The sequence below is a fragment of the Psychroserpens sp. S379A genome (assembly GCF_049800755.1).
In the GTDB taxonomy this organism is placed as follows: Bacteria; Bacteroidota; Bacteroidia; order Flavobacteriales; family Flavobacteriaceae; genus Psychroserpens.
Genome location: NZ_JBNAFQ010000005.1, coordinates 58,466 through 77,879, shown reverse-complemented (window position 1 = coordinate 77,879; position 19,414 = coordinate 58,466). Strand labels below are relative to the sequence as shown.

The 19,414-nt window shown below is 31.5% G+C and carries 21 protein-coding genes; 6 read left to right on the top strand and 15 right to left on the bottom strand.

The genetic code is table 11. The features are described 5' to 3' along the window. The first annotated feature begins 87 nt into the window (after nt 1-87). From ACP15M_RS12185 to ACP15M_RS12175, 3 genes are all read left to right on the top strand, one after another. The gene (locus ACP15M_RS12185; protein ID WP_425077485.1) at nt 88-672 is read left to right on the top strand and encodes a Crp/Fnr family transcriptional regulator; all 585 of its coding nucleotides are present in this window, start codon (nt 88-90) and stop codon (nt 670-672) included. A gap of 217 nt (nt 673-889) precedes the next feature. Further along, complete coding sequence (locus ACP15M_RS12180; protein WP_425077484.1) at nt 890-1,687, top strand: hypothetical protein; 798 nt, start codon at nt 890-892, stop codon at nt 1,685-1,687. A gap of 12 nt (nt 1,688-1,699) precedes the next feature. Beyond that, nucleotides 1,700-2,182 (top strand): DUF1572 domain-containing protein, encoded by a 483-nt coding sequence (locus ACP15M_RS12175; protein WP_425077483.1) that lies wholly within the window; start codon nt 1,700-1,702, stop codon nt 2,180-2,182. A 9-nt stretch (nt 2,183-2,191) separates the two neighbouring features. On the opposite strand, the gene ACP15M_RS12170 is transcribed toward ACP15M_RS12175, so the two are convergent. Further along, nucleotides 2,192-2,845 carry a uracil-DNA glycosylase family protein gene (locus tag ACP15M_RS12170; protein ID WP_425077482.1) on the bottom strand — a complete coding sequence of 218 codons (654 nt, stop codon included), beginning with the start codon at nt 2,843-2,845 and terminating at the stop codon, nt 2,192-2,194. Nucleotides 2,846-2,930: 85 nt separating this feature from the next. Between ACP15M_RS12170 and ACP15M_RS12165 the strand changes: the two genes are divergently transcribed. Next, complete coding sequence (locus ACP15M_RS12165) at nt 2,931-3,056, top strand: 30S ribosomal protein THX (RefSeq protein ID WP_425077611.1); 126 nt, start codon at nt 2,931-2,933, stop codon at nt 3,054-3,056. Here the strand turns inward: ACP15M_RS12165 and yaaA are convergent, their stop codons facing one another. From yaaA to ACP15M_RS12130, 7 genes are all read right to left on the bottom strand, one after another. Then, complete coding sequence (gene yaaA / locus ACP15M_RS12160; protein ID WP_425077481.1) at nt 3,057-3,815, bottom strand: peroxide stress protein YaaA; 759 nt, start codon at nt 3,813-3,815, stop codon at nt 3,057-3,059. It abuts the gene before it with no gap. A gap of 94 nt (nt 3,816-3,909) precedes the next feature. Next, the gene (gene arsB, locus ACP15M_RS12155) at nt 3,910-4,962 is read right to left on the bottom strand and encodes an ACR3 family arsenite efflux transporter (RefSeq protein WP_425077480.1); all 1,053 of its coding nucleotides are present in this window, start codon (nt 4,960-4,962) and stop codon (nt 3,910-3,912) included. Nucleotides 4,963-4,965: 3 nt separating this feature from the next. Next, a complete protein-coding gene (locus tag ACP15M_RS12150) occupies nt 4,966-5,598 on the bottom strand; it encodes a low molecular weight phosphatase family protein (RefSeq protein ID WP_425077610.1) in 633 nt (210 codons plus the stop codon). Nucleotides 5,599-5,616: 18 nt separating this feature from the next. Next, a complete protein-coding gene (locus ACP15M_RS12145; protein WP_425077479.1) occupies nt 5,617-6,084 on the bottom strand; it encodes a DUF6428 family protein in 468 nt (155 codons plus the stop codon). 48 nt (nt 6,085-6,132) lie between these two features. Then, nucleotides 6,133-6,465: an ArsR/SmtB family transcription factor gene (locus tag ACP15M_RS12140; RefSeq protein ID WP_425077478.1), complete on the bottom strand. Its 333-nt coding sequence runs from the start codon at nt 6,463-6,465 to the stop codon at nt 6,133-6,135. Between the two features lie 251 nt (nt 6,466-6,716). Beyond that, complete coding sequence (locus ACP15M_RS12135; RefSeq protein WP_425077477.1) at nt 6,717-7,751, bottom strand: RluA family pseudouridine synthase; 1,035 nt, start codon at nt 7,749-7,751, stop codon at nt 6,717-6,719. A gap of 2 nt (nt 7,752-7,753) precedes the next feature. Further along, nucleotides 7,754-8,314, bottom strand: a complete 561-nt coding sequence (locus ACP15M_RS12130) for a PASTA domain-containing protein (protein ID WP_425077476.1) — start codon at nt 8,312-8,314, stop codon at nt 7,754-7,756. 158 nt (nt 8,315-8,472) lie between these two features. Between ACP15M_RS12130 and ACP15M_RS12125 the strand changes: the two genes are divergently transcribed. Next, nucleotides 8,473-9,447 carry a D-alanine--D-alanine ligase gene (locus ACP15M_RS12125; RefSeq protein ID WP_425077475.1) on the top strand — a complete coding sequence of 325 codons (975 nt, stop codon included), beginning with the start codon at nt 8,473-8,475 and terminating at the stop codon, nt 9,445-9,447. 44 nt (nt 9,448-9,491) lie between these two features. After that, complete coding sequence (gene coaD, locus ACP15M_RS12120) at nt 9,492-9,947, top strand: pantetheine-phosphate adenylyltransferase (protein WP_425077474.1); 456 nt, start codon at nt 9,492-9,494, stop codon at nt 9,945-9,947. Here coaD and ACP15M_RS12115 read toward each other — a convergent pair. From ACP15M_RS12115 to ACP15M_RS12085, 7 genes are all read right to left on the bottom strand, one after another. After that, complete coding sequence (locus ACP15M_RS12115) at nt 9,940-10,590, bottom strand: response regulator (RefSeq protein WP_425077473.1); 651 nt, start codon at nt 10,588-10,590, stop codon at nt 9,940-9,942. The genes coaD and ACP15M_RS12115 overlap by 8 nt on opposite strands. Before the next feature lie 91 nt (nt 10,591-10,681). Continuing rightward, entirely contained in the window at nt 10,682-12,490 is a 1,809-nt protein-coding gene (locus tag ACP15M_RS12110; protein ID WP_425077472.1) for a tetratricopeptide repeat-containing sensor histidine kinase, read from the bottom strand. A gap of 48 nt (nt 12,491-12,538) precedes the next feature. Next, nucleotides 12,539-14,482: a tetratricopeptide repeat-containing sensor histidine kinase gene (locus ACP15M_RS12105; protein WP_425077471.1), complete on the bottom strand. Its 1,944-nt coding sequence runs from the start codon at nt 14,480-14,482 to the stop codon at nt 12,539-12,541. 203 nt (nt 14,483-14,685) lie between these two features. Beyond that, nucleotides 14,686-16,563 carry a PQQ-binding-like beta-propeller repeat protein gene (locus tag ACP15M_RS12100; protein ID WP_425077470.1) on the bottom strand — a complete coding sequence of 626 codons (1,878 nt, stop codon included), beginning with the start codon at nt 16,561-16,563 and terminating at the stop codon, nt 14,686-14,688. A gap of 4 nt (nt 16,564-16,567) precedes the next feature. Next, nucleotides 16,568-17,107 (bottom strand): DUF6252 family protein, encoded by a 540-nt coding sequence (locus ACP15M_RS12095; protein WP_425077469.1) that lies wholly within the window; start codon nt 17,105-17,107, stop codon nt 16,568-16,570. 161 nt (nt 17,108-17,268) lie between these two features. After that, nucleotides 17,269-18,219 carry a GSCFA domain-containing protein gene (locus ACP15M_RS12090; protein ID WP_425077468.1) on the bottom strand — a complete coding sequence of 317 codons (951 nt, stop codon included), beginning with the start codon at nt 18,217-18,219 and terminating at the stop codon, nt 17,269-17,271. 45 nt (nt 18,220-18,264) lie between these two features. Next, nucleotides 18,265-19,230 carry a tetratricopeptide repeat protein gene (locus ACP15M_RS12085; RefSeq protein ID WP_425077467.1) on the bottom strand — a complete coding sequence of 322 codons (966 nt, stop codon included), beginning with the start codon at nt 19,228-19,230 and terminating at the stop codon, nt 18,265-18,267. Nucleotides 19,231-19,414 lie beyond the last annotated feature (184 nt).

Genomic DNA, 19,414 nt, shown 5'->3' with positions numbered 1-19,414 from the left:
ACTAATTTTTAATTAGAACATCGACTTAAATTCATTCTTATTTCTCTTTTTCGTATTTTATATAGCATATAAGTCATTGGTAAATAAATGCGTTCTGATAACTCAAAAATCAAAGAGATTTTTAAAGATTTAACTTTTTCTGAAGAACAGATTAAAGTTATAGAATCGGTATTTTATAAAGTCAACTATAAAAAAGGTGATGTTATTTTAAAAGCCAACGACAATGTAGATTTTCAATATTACATTTTAAATGGCTGCCTACGTTCATATCACGTTGACGATCATGGCAAAGAACACACAATTCAATTCGGAGTTAAAGATTGGTGGATTAGTGATTATACGGCTTTTTTTTCTTCAACTAAAGCCATCATGACTATTGAAGTGATTCAAGATGCAACACTTTATAGAATTTCAAAAGAAGATAAAGAAATACTCTATTCTAAAGTTCCTATTATTGAAACATTCTTCAGAAAAAAACTCGAACGTGCTTTTGCAGCATTTCAAAAACGAATTTTAGCTAATTTATCACAAACTGCTACAGAGCGTTATTTAGATTTTATTAATACTTATCCAAATATTGAAAAATCAATTAAAAATTATCACATTGCCTCCTACTTAGGTATTACTACAGAAAGTTTAAGCAGAATTAGAAAAGACCTTGCACAAAGTTAAATTTCTTACCATACATCAATTTTTTTAAGTACTGACTGCCATATATTTGCACCCATAATTTCTAAAGATTAGATATAACCTTTATAAATCCCTATGATTAATAGCAAAAAAGGCGGAAGTTTAACAACTTCCGCCTTTTTTATTAGACGTTGCTTTTCAGATCAGTTGTCTGCTATAAAAATTGTATTTTTGCCGAAGATTTTTCTAAATTAATAGTGTGAAAAGATTAGAACTATTTGAATTTGAAGACTATAATTGGCTACCTGATTTTATAAGGTCTGGATTAACAAAACTTATCGTAATTCTACATCGAGCTATGGGAACTGCCGATGTAATTACAAGCCTCATTTTACATATTAAACAAAAGTGTGCTTTTGATCAAGTTATTGATTTAGGCTCTGGTTCTGGTGGACCAATGTTGGATGTCATGCAAAGGTTAGACCTAAACAAAAATAAGTTACATTTAATTTTAACAGATCTATATCCTAATCCTAAAACTGTTGAAAAAATCAATGCTAAAAAACTCGAACACGTAAGCTATCAAGAAACCTCATTAAATGCTACAAATATTAACAATGCGCCTAAAGGTTTAAAAACCATGATTGCTAGCTTTCATCATATGAAACCTAAGATTGCTAAAAAAATTCTTCAGTCTGCTCAAGATAATAAAAGCCCAATATTAATTTATGAAATAGCAAAAAACAATATTCCTACTTTAATTTGGTGGTTATTACTTCCTTTATCGCTAATTATTCTTATTGCAATGTCGTTAGTTATGACTCTTTTTGTAAGACCACTATCTCTTACTCAAATTATTTTCACTTACATTATTCCTATAATCCCAATAACTTATGCTTGGGATGGACAAGCATCATTAATGCGAACTTATACCTTTGATGACATCAAAACGATCCTTCCTGAACAACAGGACCATTATGTTTGGGTAATTGAAGATGCAAAAAAATCGAATGGAAAAACCTTAGGCTATTATATTATGGGTTACCCTAAACCTTAATTTCATATAAAAATGGAACATAATTTTTCGAAACAATTAGCACAACGATTTAGAGAACTTTTCTTAAATGGTAAGTGGATTGCCAATACTAATTATCAAGAATTATTGTCTGATATCACTTGGCAACAAGCAACACAAAAAGTGCAATCATTAAACACGATTGCTATACTTACGTTTCACATTAACTATTATGTTGAAGGCGTTTTACAAGTACTTCATGGAGGTGAATTAACAATTCGTGATCAATTTAGTTTTGATGCTCCAGAATTATTATCTGAAGCAGATTGGAATGCTTTAAAAAATTCGCTTTTTAATAATGCTGAAGCGTTTGCCAAACATATTGAAAGCATGTCTGAAGCTGAGTTGGAATCTACATTTGTTAAAGAAACCTATGGTTCTTACAGAAGAAATATTGAAGGTTTAATCGAACACAGTTATTACCATTTTGGTCAATTATCGTTACTAAAGAAGCTGGTAATTGAAAAGAAAATTTAAGACTTTTCTTTAAAGAAACTCACGATACTGCATCACACGAAAATCGAACGTATTAAACTTAGGATTTTTAGCTTTTAACTGCTTATACAGTGGCAATCGACTTATTGAAATATTTGCTGCTCCAGAACCTGAAGTTAAAGATACTGTTTTGATGTTTCTTTCATTTAAAACAAACTGATGAATTCTTGGCACTTCATTAGACAATACTTCTAGTTTTAAATTGTAATCTTTAATGTGTTTTCTGAAAAAATATTCTGGTCCGTTTTTACTGTTTCCTCCTGTAAACAAAAGCGTTTCGATATTTGAATATTCTTTTAGATACTTAATAATATTACGCAGTTTAATATTTTTCATCCCTAAATCTGAAGCATCTATCTTATCGCGTTCTGCGCTTTCTACAATATCACAAACACCAATTTTATGTTTAATAAGAAATGCTTTTCGTTCATTAATAGCATCTTGAGAATTATCATAACGCAAACCTAGATTATGAATTTTATCAATAAATAACCAAAGTGAATTGTAATAGCTTCCGTAACAAAAATCGACATCCTTTTCTAAAAGCTCTCCTGTTGAAAATCGTGGAGGAGGCAAAGTACCAACAATTAATTTTGTGGTGTCCTGATTAATAAACGGTTGGTATGGATGTTGGTGTAAAAACATATTTTAAAATCCTATTCTTGTGGGAATGACAAATAAAAGTTTCAAGTTTTTTCATTATCTTATAAAAGTAACAAAAGCTATAAAAATGGGAAAAGGCGATAAAAAATCAAAACGAGGAAAAATTCATAAAGGTACTTTTGGTGTTCGTCGACCAAGAATTAAAAAACGACCAAAAACTGAAGATAAAATTAATCCAAACAAAAAGCGATAATTATCTCGTAAATACCAATTCGTTTTCTGAAGACAACTTTTCAGTAAATCGATAGTTATCATAATCAAACCCTTTGATATCCTCTAAGGTTTTAGCATTAGTATCAATAATATATCTCGCCATTAATCCTCTTGCTAACTTTGAAAAAATAGCGATGGTTTTGTAATTTCCATTTTTTAGTTCTTGAAACTTGATGTACACCACAGGTACTTTTAAAGCTTTAGTATCTATAGCTTTAAAATATTCGTTGCTTGCTAAATTTAAAAACAATTCATTATCTTTCAACTCTTCATTTAAAGCTTGAGTGACTTGTTTTTTCCAAAATTCATATAGGTTTTTGTTTTTACCAACAGGTAATTTGGTTCCCATTTCTAATCGGTAAGGTTGCATTAAATCTAAGGGTTTTAAAACACCATACAATCCCGATAAAATACGAACTGTGTCTTGAAGTTTGTTTAATTTTTTAGTTTCTATTGTATAAGCATCTAAACCTCTATACACATCTCCATTAAAAGCATAAACCGCTTGCCTTGCATTGTCTTTTGTAAATGGTAAGCTCCATTGTTGATTACGCTCAAAATTCAACTGACCTAAATTATCAGAAATATGCATTAGTTTAGATAAGCTTCTAGCAGACTTCTTCTTTAACAACTTATTTAAACGTTCTGCCTGACTTAAAAAACAAGCTTCAGAAGTTTTTGTTGTTGGTAATTTGCTATCGTAGTCTAAAGATTTTGCTGGAGATAAAACGAGTTTCATGCATCAAAGTTTTGTATTCAAATTTACAACACAATACATAACTTTTCAACTTTAATATTTTAAAACACTATTTGAGTTGAGAATAATCACATATCTAGCTTATAGTCTTAGTTTTTGCATAATACTTTTTTCTTAACCAGAAGGACACGCGAACTAATAATATTAGTGCTGGCACTTCTACTAATGGACCTATTACTCCAGCAAATGCCTGACCAGAGTTAAGTCCAAACACTGCAATAGCAACAGCAATAGCCAATTCAAAATTATTTCCTGCAGCTGTAAAAGCCACAGCTGTTGTTTTATCGTAATCTGCTCCTGTAGCCTTTGTAAAGAAAAAGCCAATGATGAACATGACAGCAAAATAAACAAGTAATGGCATTGCAATAATGACAACATCCATTGGGATTTGGACAATTAATTCTCCTTTAAGTGAAAACATAACAACAATAGTAAACAGTAAAGCAATCAATGTCATTGGAGAAATCGTTGGAATGAATTTATTGGTATACCAATCTTCTCCTTTTAAGTTTACTAAAACCTGTCTGCTTACAATTCCCAATAAAAAAGGAATTCCTAAATAGATGGCTACACTTTCTGCAATGGTATCAATAGAAATATCAACAATAGCACCTTCAAACCCAAAATATGGTGGAAGTACAGTAATAAAAAGCCAAGCATAAAAGCTATAAGCAAACACCTGGAAAATGCTATTTAAAGCTACCAAACCAGCTCCATATTCGCTACTGCCTTCGGCTAAATCATTCCATACTAAAACCATAGCAATACAACGTGCTAAACCAATCAAAATTAATCCAACCATATATTCTGGATACTCTCGTAAAAAGGTAATTGCCAAAATAAACATTAACACAGGACCAATAATCCAGTTTAAAATAAGTGAAATTGATAAGATTTTGGTATTGCGAAATACTTTAGGTAACAGTGAATAATTCACCTTTGCTAAAGGTGGATACATCATTAAAATTAAACCTACTGCTATAGGAATATTTGTTGTTCCGCTATTAAATGAATTTATGAATTGAGGAAATGTTGGTATAAAATAACCCAACCCAACACCAATAGCCATCGCTACAAAAATCCAAAGTGTTAAATTTTTATCTAGAAAACTTAATTTTTTTGCTGCCATGTTTTAGAATTTTATTTGAGAAAACACATACCATAATTCAGTAGCAATTTGAAGGCTTCTTTCATTATATTTTTCAATTTGCTGTGGTGTATTATCAAACACTTTTGGATCTTCAAAAGTTATAGGAATACGTTGTTCGGCTCCAGCAATAAATGGACATCCACCATCTGCCTGAGAGCAAGTCATTATGGCTGCAAATTGAGATTTTGGATTGAATCGATCATCATAGGTTTTAGAAAATCCAATGACAGGATATTCATCGTCTGCATACTTAATGCTATAGACTGGATTATTGCCTTCGGACAACTTTTCAACTTGAAAACCAGAATTTATTAAGGTTTTAGCTACCATAGGGAAAAGTGCTGTTGCCTCTGTTCCTCCCGAATAACAAAATACATTGTCAATTTTAAAATAGTAAGCCATCGTTTGTGCCCAAATTTGCGACAAATGACTTCGTCGCGAATTGTGTGTACAGATAAAATTAAGTCGAATGGCTTGTTTATTTGAAACCTTAAACTGAATAAAATCTGTTAATGGTTTTAAAGTCGCTTTTCGTTCGTCTGAAATGGTTTCAGGTTTTAAAGTCTTGATGAATTCATCAATTGCTTTAAATAGCGTTGGCTGTTTTGTCATCATCATTTAAAGTGTATCTAATTAGCAACAGTTTCCGTTAGGTAAGCAACAAGGCTCTTGGTTTAAATCGGATAATTTTACTTTAGGTTTTTCAACTGGAATACCACATTTATCTTTTGCCAAACAATCGGTTTGTTTAGAAGTAAGCAAGAAGGTTTTTCCATTAAAATCTAATCCGAATTTCTCGATGGTTTGTCCTTGATATTCTACTTCAATGTCTGCATCAGTAATTCCTAAAGTGTTTTCAGAAAGTTCAATAATATGCAGTAGTTTTTCAGGATGCAATCTGTGATTGTAATCATTTGCATTCCAAAGTTGAAAGTTTACAACCTCCTCATTTCTTACTGTTCCGCCACAATCAATAAAATGTTTTGTGATTTTACCAACTTCGGTAACATGAAAATGCTCAGGTACTAATTCTCCATTTGGCAATTGAAAACTAATGACTTCGGAACCTTTTAAAGCTTGTTTGATTTCAGATAATTTCATAACTATATTTGTTTATTGCGATTATACGATTAATAGATTTAAAATTTTTTAGCAGCAGGTTTTATTTTCAGAACTATCTTGGTTTAAAAACTCGAGCATTGTCTCTTTCATAGTCGTCCAATTTTTGGTGTTGATACAATAGCACACACTTGTCCCTTCAACATTTCCTTTTATTAAACCTAAATGCTTTAATTCTTTTAAGTGTTGAGAAATGGTAGATTGAGCAAGACCGATTTCGTCAACCAAATCACCACAAACACAACTATCAATTTTAAATAGGTGTTGTAAAATTGCCACTCGAGCAGGATGACCAAACACTTTGGCAAAAAGTGCTATCTCATTTTGCTGATCTGTAAACATTTCAGTTTTTGCTAATCCCATAATTCTCTTAATTGTTTCATTGCAATATTACGATTAATAATTGAAATACTCATATAAATTCTTGTTAATTTATTTAAAGTACTGTTTTAAAATACGTTAGCGATTGAATGGCATGTTTGAGCTCTCCTGAAGCTTAGGCTCAGGAAGCGAGTAATGAAAGCGCGACCTTTTAATACTGTAATGTATTAAAAGGTAACGTCCAACTTCTCGATATTTGAATTGTAAACAATACCATACTTGAAGTGATTGCTTTATTGCATATGTGTAGCATAATGTCGCCACTTTGCAATACATTGTTGCATATCGTCTGGAATTGGCGAATCGAATTGCATCGTTTCTCCTGTTGTTGGATGAATAAATCCGAGGGTTTTGGCATGCAGCGCTTGGCGTGGTAAAATTTTAAAACAATTGTCTACAAACTGCTTGTACTTTGTAAATGTTGTTCCTTTTAAAATGCGCTCGCCTCCATAACGTTCGTCGTTAAAAAGTGTGTGACCAATATGTTTCATGTGTACACGAATTTGGTGTGTACGACCTGTTTCGAGCTTACAAGACACTAGAGTCACATAACCTAAACGCTCTAAAACCTTGAAATGCGTGATTGCTGGTTTGCCTTTATCTTGTTCGTCACCTTCAAAGACTGTGTTTTGTAAACGGTTTTTAGGATGACGACCTATATGACCTTCAATTGTACCTTCGTCTTCTTTAATATTTCCCCAAACAATAGCAACATATTCACGCTCGCTGGTTTTATCGAAAAACTGTTTTGACAAATGTGTCATGGCTTGTTCGGTTTTGGCAATGACGAGTAATCCGCTTGTATCTTTATCTATTCTGTGAACCAAACCTGGTCTGTCGCTACTATTATTAGGTAAGTTTTCAAAATGGTAGATTAAAGCATTAATCAACGTTCCCGAATAATTACCATGACCAGGATGCACAACCATTCCTGCGGGTTTGTTAACTACCAACAAGGCATCGTCTTCATAAACAATATCTAAAGGAATGTCTTCTGGAGTGAGTAAGTATTCATAAGGAGGATGCTCTAAGAGCACACGAATGTTATCAAGAGGTTTTACCTTATAATTAGATTTAACTGGAGTACCATTTACATAAATGCTTCCATCTTTTGCAGCCGATTGAATTTTATTTCGTGTTGCATTTTCGATGCGATTCATTAAATACTTATCGATTCGCAAAGGTGCTTGTCCTTTATCGACAACAAATGAATGATGTTCGAATAACTCGTCGTCATTCTGGTCTTCTGAAATTGGAATCGATGTCATTTTTAATTTGAAGCTCTATTTCCGTTACCTAAAACAAGATCTATTTTAGATGTTAATGGTAACATCGTTCCTGCTTTTATGGTTTCGCCTTGATGTTTTATTGAAAGTACTTCGTCTTTTCCAATATCGTCTGCATAAGTAATTTCGCCAACTTCAAAGCCTAAAGCTTCTAGTGTTGGTTTTGCTTGACGAAATGTACGACGAACAATATTTGGGACTGCTACTTTTCTGAAACCTGACGGATTTAAAATAAGATAAATTTTACGATTTTCTTTAACCTGACTACCAGCTTCAGGATATTGTTCTATTACAGAATATTTTGGATACTTAGGATTGAAGTTTGCAGAATCTTGAATTTCCATAACCAAATCATTGTCGTTTAATTCAATCTTAACGGTTTCAATTGTTTTTCCTTTTAAATCTGGAACTTCAATAAATTCACCATGATTAGTTGTGCTTCTTAACCACCACATCATAATAAATACAAATACAATTAAAGCCACTACAGCCAATGCTAATTGCTTAAAAAATGTTTTGCTTGTTAAAAATCGAATTAAACTCATGATATCATTTACCTGTTGACAAATATATAAAAACGAAAACGTTTACTTAATGGTTTATTTGGTATTTTAGCTTAACAGAAAAAGTTCTACAATATTGCTTTTGTATTGTATCACTTATATCTAAGTAAAATGATAATTCTGCGATTGCAGCACTTACTATGAAAAAAAATATTGCCATTATCATGGGAGGATATTCTAGCGAATATGAAATATCCTTAAAAAGTGGTCAAGTGGTTTATGAAACTCTAGACGCTTCAAAATACAATGCTTATAGAATACATGTTTTTAAACACAAATGGGTTTATGTTAATGATTTAGATGAAGAGTTTCCAGTAAACAGACATGATTTCTCAGTAGATATTGATGGCAACACCATTCAATTTGATTGCGTCTTTAATGCCATTCATGGTTCTCCTGGTGAAGATGGTTTTATGCAAGGTTATTTTGAATTGTTAAACATTCCGCATACAAGTTGTGGCATGTATCAAGCAGCTTTAACTTTTAATAAACGTGATTGTTTAAGTACATTAAAACCTTACGGAATAAAAACTGCCGAATCCTATTTTGTAAATTTAGGAGATGCTATTGATGAAGATGCTATTGTTAAAAAAGTAGGTTTGCCATGTTTTGTAAAAGCAAACAGAGCTGGAAGCAGTTTTGGAATTACAAAAGTTTACAAGCAAGACGAACTTCAAAATGCTTTAAATGTGGCTTTTAAAGAAGATGACGAAGTGATTATTGAATCGTATTTAGATGGTGTTGAAGTTTCTGTTGGAGTAATTACTTATAAAGGTGAAGTTACTGTATTACCAATTACTGAAATTGTTTCAGACAATGATTTCTTTGATTATAAAGCTAAGTATTTAGGCGAATCTCAAGAGATCACACCAGCTCGAATAGACGAAACACAAGCTAACAAAGTACGTTCGCTCGCTAAAAAAGTATATGAAGTCTTAAAACTAAAAGGCTTTAGCAGAAGCGAATATATTTTTAAAAATGGAGTACCTCATCTACTTGAAGTAAATACTGTTCCTGGTTTAACCGAAGCTAGTATTCTACCTCAACAAGCAAATGCTGCAGGAATTAGTATGAGTGATTTGTTTGAAAATGCGATTGAAGAAGCACTCCAATAATTAATAATTATATTTGATACGAGTTTTGTCATAAACTATTCCTTATGAAACGAGCAATTTTTCCAGGATCTTTCGATCCGATTACACTTGGTCACTACGATATAATTAAACGTAGTGTAAAGCTTTTTGATGAAGTGATTGTCGCTATTGGAATTAATGCCGATAAAAAATACATGTTTTCACTTGAAGAGCGTCAACAATTTATTGAAAACGCTTTTAAAGATGAACCTAAAGTAAGCGTCGTAACTTATAAAGGCTTAACCGTTGACTTTTGCAAGAAAAACAATGTCGAGTTTATTTTGAGAGGTTTACGAAATCCTGCCGATTTTGAATTTGAAAAAGCCATTGCTCATACCAACAGAGACCTTGCTCCTATTGAAACTGTATTTTTACTTACAGCTGCAAGCACCTCGTATATTTCATCTTCAATTGTAAGAGATGTGATACGAAATGATGGCGATTACACTAAATTGGTTCCAGATAGTGTAAGACTTAAATAAGATTATTTCGTTTGGCTTTTTGAACAGCTTCCAGCTTGTTATGTACTTGTAATTTTTTGTAAATATTTTCAATATGCTTTCTAACGGTTCCTGTAGATAGTATCAAATTTTCGGCAATTTGAACATAATTCAAGCCTTTACTTAAATGCTCTAAAACTTCAGTTTCACGATTGGTAAGTTTGATGTCTTCCTTATCCTTTTCATTTTCAATACTCATTGGGTTTCTGAGCAGTTTTAGCGTTTTTAATGCTATTGAAGGATTCATAGCTGCTCCTCCATCTAGAGTATCTAAAATTCCATCGTGAAGGTCTTTTGCGTTAATTTCTTTTAGCAAATAACCATCAGCTCCAGCTTTGATGGCATTAAAAATATTTTCATCATTATCAAATACAGTCAACATAATAATTTTAATGTGAGGATATTTTTGCTTGACGATTTCAGTAGCTTCAATTCCGTTTAAAACTGGCATTTCAATATCCATTAAAATCAAATCTAAATTGTGGTTGCTTTCAATTTGAGAAAGCAAATCTGAGCCATTCATCGCTGTAAACTTGATGCTAAACGCTTCAAAAAAAGAAAGCTTTTCTTTAACTGTATTTATCAAAAATGTATTGTCATCAACTATAGCAATTTTAACACTCATAGGTTTAGATTTTTCAGAATAAAAAGTTACAAAATTCTCTAAGGTTTACCATACGTCATTTGACGTATTTTTAACAACAATCAATAACTGTTTAAATATTAATAACTACTGTTGTGCCTTTATCTATTTGTGATAACAGTACAAGCTCTCCATTAATCTCTTGAGCCCTTTTTTTCATATTATAAATGCCATTATTCATTTGTGTTGTTTTAATATCGAAGCCTTTTCCATCATCAATAACTTGAATTTTTAATTGTTCATCTGAATAATTAAAATCTATTGTAATGTGTTTTGCTTTGGAATATTTTATGGCATTATTAATGGCTTCCTGTATAATTCGGTATACATTCATGCCTTGAAGCGATGTTAGTTTAAAGTGCTCAACATTTGAAATATTAGAATTGAATTGAAACTTAATTTGTGATGCGGCTATATTTGCTTTTTCAATAAAATTTGAAATTCGCAACTGTAAATCTTCAATAGTAATTTCATTTTTATTCATTGCCCAAATGGTATCTCGTAATTCGTAGATAGTTGTTGTAGTAAACTCACTGATGTTTTTAAGTTTTTCTGAAAGTTTTTCAGGCAATTTAAATCCGTATTTCAAATTATCTAGAGATGAAATAATAAAGGTGAGTTGTGCGCCAATATTGTCATGCAAATCTCTCGAAATTCGAAGACGTTGTTCTTGCAATCTGTTTTGGGTTTCAATTCTTAGCAAAGCATCTTTTAACTCGTTTTCTTTTTTAAGTTGTCTGTTTTTTAAACGTTGTTGATTGTAAAATAGATAACCTAACAAACTTAACACTACAGCTAAAAGACCTAATCCTAAAAGCTGCGTGTTTTTTTCATTTAACTCTAATTCTTGTTCGGCTAAATCGGCTCGTTGCGATAGAATTTCTTTTTCTTTTTTTTCTGTTTCAAATTCAATTTTTAACTGCTGGACTTTTTCATTAGTCTCTATGTTTATTACGCTATCCTTAAGTGTTTGAAACTGCGTATTAAAATCATAAGCCCTTTTATAATCCTCTAGTTCAACATAAGCATTAGACAACATTTGATAACAATAGCGCTCTAAGGCAACATAGTTGTTTTCTTGAGCCATTTTAAGGCTTTTGTCATAGTTTACAATAGCGGTTTTATACTGTTTAGCATTAAAATAAATATCTGCTGTATGTGTATAATTGGCTGCTATACCATAATTATCGTGTAAAGCTCTTCTTATCACAAAAGAACTATCTATATAAGCTTTAGCCAAATCAAATTTACCAACCTCAGAATACACATTAGCAATTGTGGCATATCCAAAACCAAGCCCTAAACTATCGTTTAGATGCTTTTTAATTTTGAGAGATTTATTATTGTAAAAAAGAGCACTATCGTATTGTTTTTGCAACGCTTGAATGATTCCATAATTATCATACAAAGGATCAATGCTTGTTAAATTTTCTTCACTTTCTAAAAGTTTTATGCCTTTACGCATATAATCTAATGCTGTATTAACATCGCTATATTTAAGATTATATCCTAGTTGCCCATACGCTACACCAGCTTTTACATTATTATTTAAACGTTCATAAATTTTAATTGCTTTTAAAGCGTATGCTGTTCTTTTTTTTGGTTTCTCTTTATAGGAATATATTTCACTCAGCTTAAAACACATATCACCAAGCGCTAAACTGTCATTTAATTTTATAGCGATATCTGAAGCATAATGAAACATTTTTTCAGATGTTTTAATATCTCCTACGTATTTATCATAAGGTACATCGTTAATTATCTGTAACTGTTGCGCATCTGAATATTTAGAGATTGAAGTTTTTAAACTATCTATATAAGATGAGTTTTGTGCTAAACAAAAATTTCCAATGAAGACAATTAACGTAAAAATATTTTTCATTGATAGTTAGATAATAATGACATTAGGATACGGCTTTTCATTAGAACCCTAAACTTTTAAAATGACTTCTGTGCCTTTGTTTTCTTCTGAAACAATGGCAAGTTCACCTCCAATATTTTTAGCGCGTTTATTCATATTATTTAAACCATTTCCTTTTTTAGCCGTTGCTATATGAAAGCCTTTTCCATTATCGGAAATGGTGAATTTAAGTTGATTTTTAAGCTGTGTTATTCGGACTTTAATATTGGTTGAAGAAGCGTGTTTTAAACTATTATGAATAGCTTCTTGAATGATGCGATGTATGTTCATTCCTTCAACAGATGTGAGTGTTCTTTGCAGATTAACGCTATCGTCTACAACAAATGAAAACTTAATATTTCCGTCGTACACATGTGCTTTATCAATATAGTTTGAAATTCGTGTTTGTAAATCTTCAAAAGTGATTTCATTTTTATTCATTGCCCAAATAGTATCTCGCAATTCATAAATCGTTTCTGAAGTAAAAGCGCTTATTTTATTAAGCTTAGCGGTTAGTTTTTCGTCTTTGATATCAAATCCATATTTTAAGTTATCAATAGACGAAATAATAAAGGTTAGTTGTGCGCCAATGTTATCATGTAAATCTCTTGAGATTCTTAAACGCTGTTCTTGCAGTCTATTTTGGGTTTCTATTTTTATTAAAGCATCTTTAAGTTCATTCTCCTTTTGAAGCTGTTTGTTTTTTAATTTTTGCTGATTATAAAACAAGTAACCTATTAATGCTAAAATAAACGCCAAGCCAAAAAGACCATACATTTGGTAGTTTTTTTTCTGGATGATTAATTCCTTTTCGGCTAAATTTGCACGCTGTTTTAATATTTCTTTTTCCTTTTTTTCTGAATCATATTTAATTTCTAAATCTGCTACTGCTTGTGCATTTTTTTCAGAAAAAATAGAATCCTTTAAACTTATAAATTGTTTGGTATATGAACGAGCTTTTTTAAAATTTCTAAGCATGTAATGACTTTCTGCTGTATGTAAATTTAAGTCATATGATACGGCTTCGTTATGTGGATATTTTTTAATTAAATCGAATCCTTTTTCTGCATATTTTAATGCTACTTTTGGTTGATTTATTTCATTATAAAGTGATACTAAATTACTGTAAGTTGTTAATTTATTTTGATTAGATGCATCAAAGTTACTAGATGTATCAAGTGCTTTCAAATAATATGAAATTGCTAGATCAAATTCACCGTTCAAATTGTAAGCATTAGCCAAATTGTCTAAAATCTTATAATAATCTATTAAATTATTAGAATGCTTTGCAATTACTAATCCTTCTTTATAGGTTTGAATAGCTTCATCAATTCTTCCAAGTTCTTTAAGGTTAATTCCAATATTATTTAATGAGGTAACTTGATCTTTTTCTAAATTGAACTTCTCTCTAATTTCTAAAGCTTCTCTGTGATATTCTAACGCTTTTTCATTGAGGTTCATTTCCTGATAAATAAGACCAATATTATTTAGATAAACACTGCGTCCTTTTTCATCTTTATCAATGTCATTCATTTTAAGTGCATCAAAAAAATACCGAAGTGCTTCATCAAATTCACCTCTATTCCAATGAAACATCCCTAAATTATTAATACACATAACTTCAATATTTTTGAAATTATGCTCTCGACTTAATTTTAGTGCTTTAGAAAAATAGTAGTTTGCAGAATCTGACTGACCTGTAATGTCCATGTAGATTCCATGCGTATTGGTAAGTTCAGCTATTCCAAAATTAAACTCAGCTTTATTAGCAAGTGATTTCCCTTCTTTTATAATACGAATAGCTTTATCTGTATCATTAAAAATATAGCTAAATGCAATCTTATTAAACATTCTAATTTTAGTAGAATCGTCTTTTGTGGTACGAGCTACAGTTAATAAACTATCTAAATTTTGCGAACTAGAAAGGTTTGAAAACCACACAACTAGAATTGATAAGGCGTATTTAAGTTTCATTTTACGAAATAAAAAAAGCATCAGAACTAATTGCCTTTGTAAGACAAAATAATAAACTGACGCTTTCTTAAAAAATTGATTAATAGCATTACCAATATATAACATAATAAGAATGGTTTCTCTTTTTTTCGATAAATTGCAATTAAAAAAGATTAAGCGTAATCCTACAAAATTACGCCTAATCATAATCTCAACAACAAGATTTAATTATTAAGATTGTAGGTGTAAATTGTCTTGTCATTTGCTTTGTAATATAGATATCCACCAAATTCATCGACTTGGTATTCTGGTTTTTTATTTTTTAAAACAATCTCTTTCTCAACATTACCTTGATCTTTATTTACTTTAACTAATCCTACTCCATCGTCTAGTTTAGTTAATATAAATTGTGCATTTTGAGTTGCAGAAGTCGCTTTAAAACGCTTTAGCATTTCTGCTATAGAAGCTCCTGCAGCAGCAGCCATACCATCACCTAAATTAGCATATCGCTGTCCTCTACTTGTATAATTACCTAAGCGATTTCTATTTTGATTTGCAGCATGATATGCAGATGTAGCAGCAGCTGCAGTCGCTACAGCTGTTACACCAGCAAGTATCGCTCCAAACGCGCTTTTTCCTGGCGCTCTATGGTATTCATGCCAAGAAGCATTGCCTTTCCAATCTAAAAGCATCATGTTTTGATCTGAAGTTAATAAAATCCCTTCTTCTCTTACTTCTACTGCTGTTGGATCTTCTTTACCTTCAAAATTTGATTTAGTTAAAGTACTTGCTTCTCCAGTATTTTCATCAATGGCGAATAATTGCTCATCTGCACTAATTAAATAACGGTTATTTTTTGCATCATAATCAGAACTTACAACTTCGGCTCTTTTAAACTTTAATGGTTTTTTCCAAACTTGTTCTCCTGTATTAAGGTTAACAATATTGGCATCTTCAGAAGTGATATAAATTAAGCCTTGTGGTGTTTGAGCCATTGTTAAAATATTCGCTCCTGTTTTTAATGGTTTTTTGAATAAGGTTTTTCCGTCATATGATATTTTATTAATCCCTCCAGATGCAATTCCAAATAAAATTCCATCATCCATTACATAAAAATGCTGAACATAACCTTTTGTTTTTGGTGCTTTTTCCCATAAATCATCTCCTGTAGCAGCACTAAACATGGTGATTTTAGACTCAGACTTTGCTGCGAAAGTTCCACTTCCTCCAGCCACATCACTAACTACAGCTAAGCCTTGAGGCAAAATTTGAAAATTTGAAACAGCTCCTTTTACCTTTCTTTCATCTTGCCAAGCTTCACTACCATCAGCATTAATTTTATAGATTCTTGTGTTCTTTAGGTTTGCTGTTTTAGCAAATGCATAAATATCAGTCTCAGATTCATTGTTAGTCATCCAATTGACATTCTTAATTTTATTTTCCCAAATGGTTTCACCAGTTTTTGATTTTGCAATAATGCCTTGACTTGTTGGAATAAGCAATTTATCCTCTAACAATAAAGGTCGTCCTGTAACAGCATAATTTCTCATGGTTACTTTACCTGGTTTAAACAGATAAAAAGAATAATCTTCTTTTCCTGTATTTAAATCATAAACCGCAACCTTTGGAGTAACAGAAGCGCTTTTTTCACCTCCTTTTTGAAAACCACTAACCACAAGTTTATTTTGTGGCATCATGACATCACAAGTAAATACTTGTTTCCAACCGTTACCTTCTGTACTGAATAATTTTTTTCCAGACATATAATCTATAACTGCCTTTTTTGTAGACAAATTTGCAAATCCAGTCTGACCAACAATAACATAAGGTGCTTGAGGCACATAAAATAATTCTTCTGGTTTTACGCGTCCATAATCTGTAAAATTAAATAGAAGTTCATTTTCTCCAGGTTTAATTCCAACTAACCCATCGTTAGTAGCAACAACCACTGTTCCTCCCTCAGTAATGGTCATTTCGTTAATCTTTGCTCCTAATTGGTAGCTATGATCTGGAGCTTCTGCCTTTTGAGCAAATAGCGAAGTTGCACTCAAAACGAATGCAACCATCACCAAGCTTTTAAATTGAATTAATAGCGTTTTCATAACTTTAAAAGTCTATATTAAACGAACCATCTGTAATATTTCTAACAGAATCGTCTGCGCCATTTTTACAACTAAAACTAAACGTTCCTTTTACATTGGTATCAGATACTTCTGTAATTATAATCTCTCCAACTTGTGAATCATTGTAAGGTGCTTGCCAAGTTCTCACATCTGGATTGGTAGGATTATTAAGATCGACATCAGTTTCTACATAAGAAGCATTGTTTATTATGTTAACTCCGCCTCCTAACGGATAAGTTCCTGCTCCATTATAATCTAATAGATTTAAAACAATTGCTTTGCTTGAAGTTCCTCCAGTATTACCTTGTATTTGTAATACACCATTTGATAAGGTTGCAAATGTTGCTATTTCAACAGAGGTTACTGTTGTTCCATCTACACTTGCTACTAATACTCCAGGAGCAGCTCCTCCTCCACCTGAACCTCCTCCATCATCTCCACTATCATCATCACTTGAACATGATGTAAGAGTTACTGCAGTTAATGTCATGACCAAAATCATAAAGTTTTTAAAATGTCTCATTGTTGATTTGTTTTTATGGTTAATAATGACACAAATTTGCTATAAATCAGAAATGCAATCAATACGACATATGTCGTATATTTTTAAAACAACCTGAAAATAAGTCGTTTACAAAAACAACCTCAACATAAAATTAGACTTACAATAAGTATTTTGATTTTTTAAAATTGAATATGATGGAATTCAGATTGAAGACTGGCTTGCTTGTCGCTCAACTTTTGAAGAAAGAGTTGATGTGCTTCAGAATTTGAATTAAATGGTTTATGCTGTAATCCTTTTTGAATCTGTTCAACATCTTGCATAGTCGGTTTTGCTTCATCAGAAATCCAAACCTCTTGAAAACGATTCCATATATAGTTGACAGCCAAATTATTTGGATGCAACATATCGGCTTTATAAAAACGATAATCTCTAAGTTCATCTAACATAATTTCATAAGACGGAAAATAATGTAATCGATTTCTAGAATCTACAACCTGATGAATCGCAGAAATTAAGTGAGATTTGCTTTGGGTGTTTTCAATAAACCCATCTTTTAGATGCCTAACTGGAGACACTGTGAATAGAATAGTCACTTTTGGATTTATACTTCGGATTAAAGCTATCATTGCTTCAAGAGATTCTACAATGACATCAATAGATAACAGTTCTTTTAAAAACTGCTTTTGAGGAACTTTATGGCAATTAGCCACAATGGTATCCGTTTCAATTTGTCTATAAACCCAAGCTGTACCTAGTGTAATCACAATATGTGAAGCTTCTATTAAAAAATTACGTGTCGTGTTGACTCGATTATTTAACGCTTCTAACAAATGATCTTTTGAAACGTTACTCAACTTTGAATGTGCTTCAAAACAATGCCATTGTTCATTATGAAAAAAAAGATCATCTTCTGTGTAGACTTTTTCATTAATTGCATTGGTAATTAACTGTTCTATAGCAAGTGGATGAAATAAAATTCCGAAGGGATTATTAAATTTTTGAAATTTATAATAGTCAAACTTACCTGCAATATGTTCAGAAAAACAAGAGCCAAACAATGCTATTTTAGAGTGATAATCTATTGGGTTATGCTGTTGAGCTTTAAGTGGCAGTTTGGTTTGAAGGTCCATAAAAGAATACAGATTAAAAGTCTAAAGATAAATAATGTCGTGTAACTATTGAAAACGTTTTAGAATATCTGCTTTTTCTTCGTGAAACACTTTAATTTTTGGCAAGGCTGAAATTGCTAAATCTACATATTTTAAAGCTTCTGTTTTGTTTTTTTTATGCTTATAAATTTGCGCCAACCTGTAGTTTGCCCAAGCTTTAGGAACACCATCTGCTGCCGAATAGTTTTTAATATACATATGCAAACATTGCTCTCCTTTATTAAGCTCAATATTATATTCGGCCGCAACCTTACCAATTTGATAATGCAATGCGTTTCTATTGTGTTTGTTCTGAGCTTCTTCGATATTAGCAATGGCTTTTTGAGGTTGCTTTTGAGATTCGTACAAATTGGTTAGCTTTTCAAAACAGGTTAAAGAACCTCCAATTTGTATTGCTTTTTTATAAAATAACTCTGCTAATTTAGGCTCATCATCATACTCATAAATATAACCTTTAGCTAAATAACCATCTACTTTTGAAAGTACTTCTAACTCTTCAGCATATTTAAGTGATGTACTTTTGCTACCACCAACAATACCAGGCAATTGTATATACAATTCAACTAAAGCCCAACGTGTGTTGATGTGTTTAGGGTCTAATTCTGCTGCTTTTAAAAAAGCCGATTTAATATCGCTTATAAAAGTAATAGCTCTAAGTTTGTTGACACTCAAAGCTTTCATTCCTAGAGCTGCTCCATATTTATAATGGTAATTGGCAATCTTAGGTTTCATACTTACCAATTTCTCGAACTCTTCAATGGCTTCATTCCATTTTTCTTGATATCCATAAGCATCTCCAAGTAATTCAATTCCTTTAATATCATTAGGAATTTCTTTAAGATAAGATTCCAAAATTTCTTCAGCATTTGCATACTTTTTTTCTTCTAGCAATTGTTCTGCACGATCTAAAGAAATCGACTGACCAAAACCGATTACAGGACAAATGAAAAGAAAAAACAACAAGTATTTCATATAAATAAACACACAATTTTTATGCCTTAATATGTCTTGGTATTATTTTTGATTTTGACAATGTAAAGATAAGGTGTTTACATTTAAAATTGATAACTTCACTAAGCCAAACCGTTTAATGACTCATTTGTTTTGTATTGAACTTATTTTTGGGTTTAAATTGCACGATAATTAAAACTTGTTT

What these genes read in the sequence shown, in the direction of transcription:
- coaD (WP_425077474.1), top strand. Translation starts at nt 9,492, where the DNA reads ATGAAACGAGCAATTTTTCCAGGATCTTTCGATCCGATTACACTTGGT.
- ACP15M_RS12130 (WP_425077476.1), bottom strand. Translation starts at nt 8,314, where the DNA reads ATGAGTTTAATTCGATTTTTAACAAGCAAAACATTTTTTAAGCAATTA.
- ACP15M_RS12115 (WP_425077473.1), bottom strand. Translation starts at nt 10,590, where the DNA reads ATGAGTGTTAAAATTGCTATAGTTGATGACAATACATTTTTGATAAAT.
- ACP15M_RS12095 (WP_425077469.1), bottom strand. Translation starts at nt 17,107, where the DNA reads ATGAGACATTTTAAAAACTTTATGATTTTGGTCATGACATTAACTGCA.
- ACP15M_RS12125 (WP_425077475.1), top strand. Translation starts at nt 8,473, where the DNA reads ATGAAAAAAAATATTGCCATTATCATGGGAGGATATTCTAGCGAATAT.
- ACP15M_RS12105 (WP_425077471.1), bottom strand. Translation starts at nt 14,482, where the DNA reads ATGAAACTTAAATACGCCTTATCAATTCTAGTTGTGTGGTTTTCAAAC.
- ACP15M_RS12085 (WP_425077467.1), bottom strand. Translation starts at nt 19,230, where the DNA reads ATGAAATACTTGTTGTTTTTTCTTTTCATTTGTCCTGTAATCGGTTTT.
- arsB (WP_425077480.1), bottom strand. Translation starts at nt 4,962, where the DNA reads ATGGCAGCAAAAAAATTAAGTTTTCTAGATAAAAATTTAACACTTTGG.
- ACP15M_RS12165 (WP_425077611.1), top strand. Translation starts at nt 2,931, where the DNA reads ATGGGAAAAGGCGATAAAAAATCAAAACGAGGAAAAATTCATAAAGGT.
- yaaA (WP_425077481.1), bottom strand. Translation starts at nt 3,815, where the DNA reads ATGAAACTCGTTTTATCTCCAGCAAAATCTTTAGACTACGATAGCAAA.
- ACP15M_RS12170 (WP_425077482.1), bottom strand. Translation starts at nt 2,845, where the DNA reads ATGTTTTTACACCAACATCCATACCAACCGTTTATTAATCAGGACACC.
- ACP15M_RS12100 (WP_425077470.1), bottom strand. Translation starts at nt 16,563, where the DNA reads ATGAAAACGCTATTAATTCAATTTAAAAGCTTGGTGATGGTTGCATTC.
- ACP15M_RS12185 (WP_425077485.1), top strand. Translation starts at nt 88, where the DNA reads ATGCGTTCTGATAACTCAAAAATCAAAGAGATTTTTAAAGATTTAACT.
- ACP15M_RS12145 (WP_425077479.1), bottom strand. Translation starts at nt 6,084, where the DNA reads ATGAAATTATCTGAAATCAAACAAGCTTTAAAAGGTTCCGAAGTCATT.
- ACP15M_RS12110 (WP_425077472.1), bottom strand. Translation starts at nt 12,490, where the DNA reads ATGAAAAATATTTTTACGTTAATTGTCTTCATTGGAAATTTTTGTTTA.
- ACP15M_RS12150 (WP_425077610.1), bottom strand. Translation starts at nt 5,598, where the DNA reads ATGATGACAAAACAGCCAACGCTATTTAAAGCAATTGATGAATTCATC.
- ACP15M_RS12090 (WP_425077468.1), bottom strand. Translation starts at nt 18,219, where the DNA reads ATGGACCTTCAAACCAAACTGCCACTTAAAGCTCAACAGCATAACCCA.
- ACP15M_RS12175 (WP_425077483.1), top strand. Translation starts at nt 1,700, where the DNA reads ATGGAACATAATTTTTCGAAACAATTAGCACAACGATTTAGAGAACTT.
- ACP15M_RS12140 (WP_425077478.1), bottom strand. Translation starts at nt 6,465, where the DNA reads ATGGGATTAGCAAAAACTGAAATGTTTACAGATCAGCAAAATGAGATA.
- ACP15M_RS12135 (WP_425077477.1), bottom strand. Translation starts at nt 7,751, where the DNA reads ATGACATCGATTCCAATTTCAGAAGACCAGAATGACGACGAGTTATTC.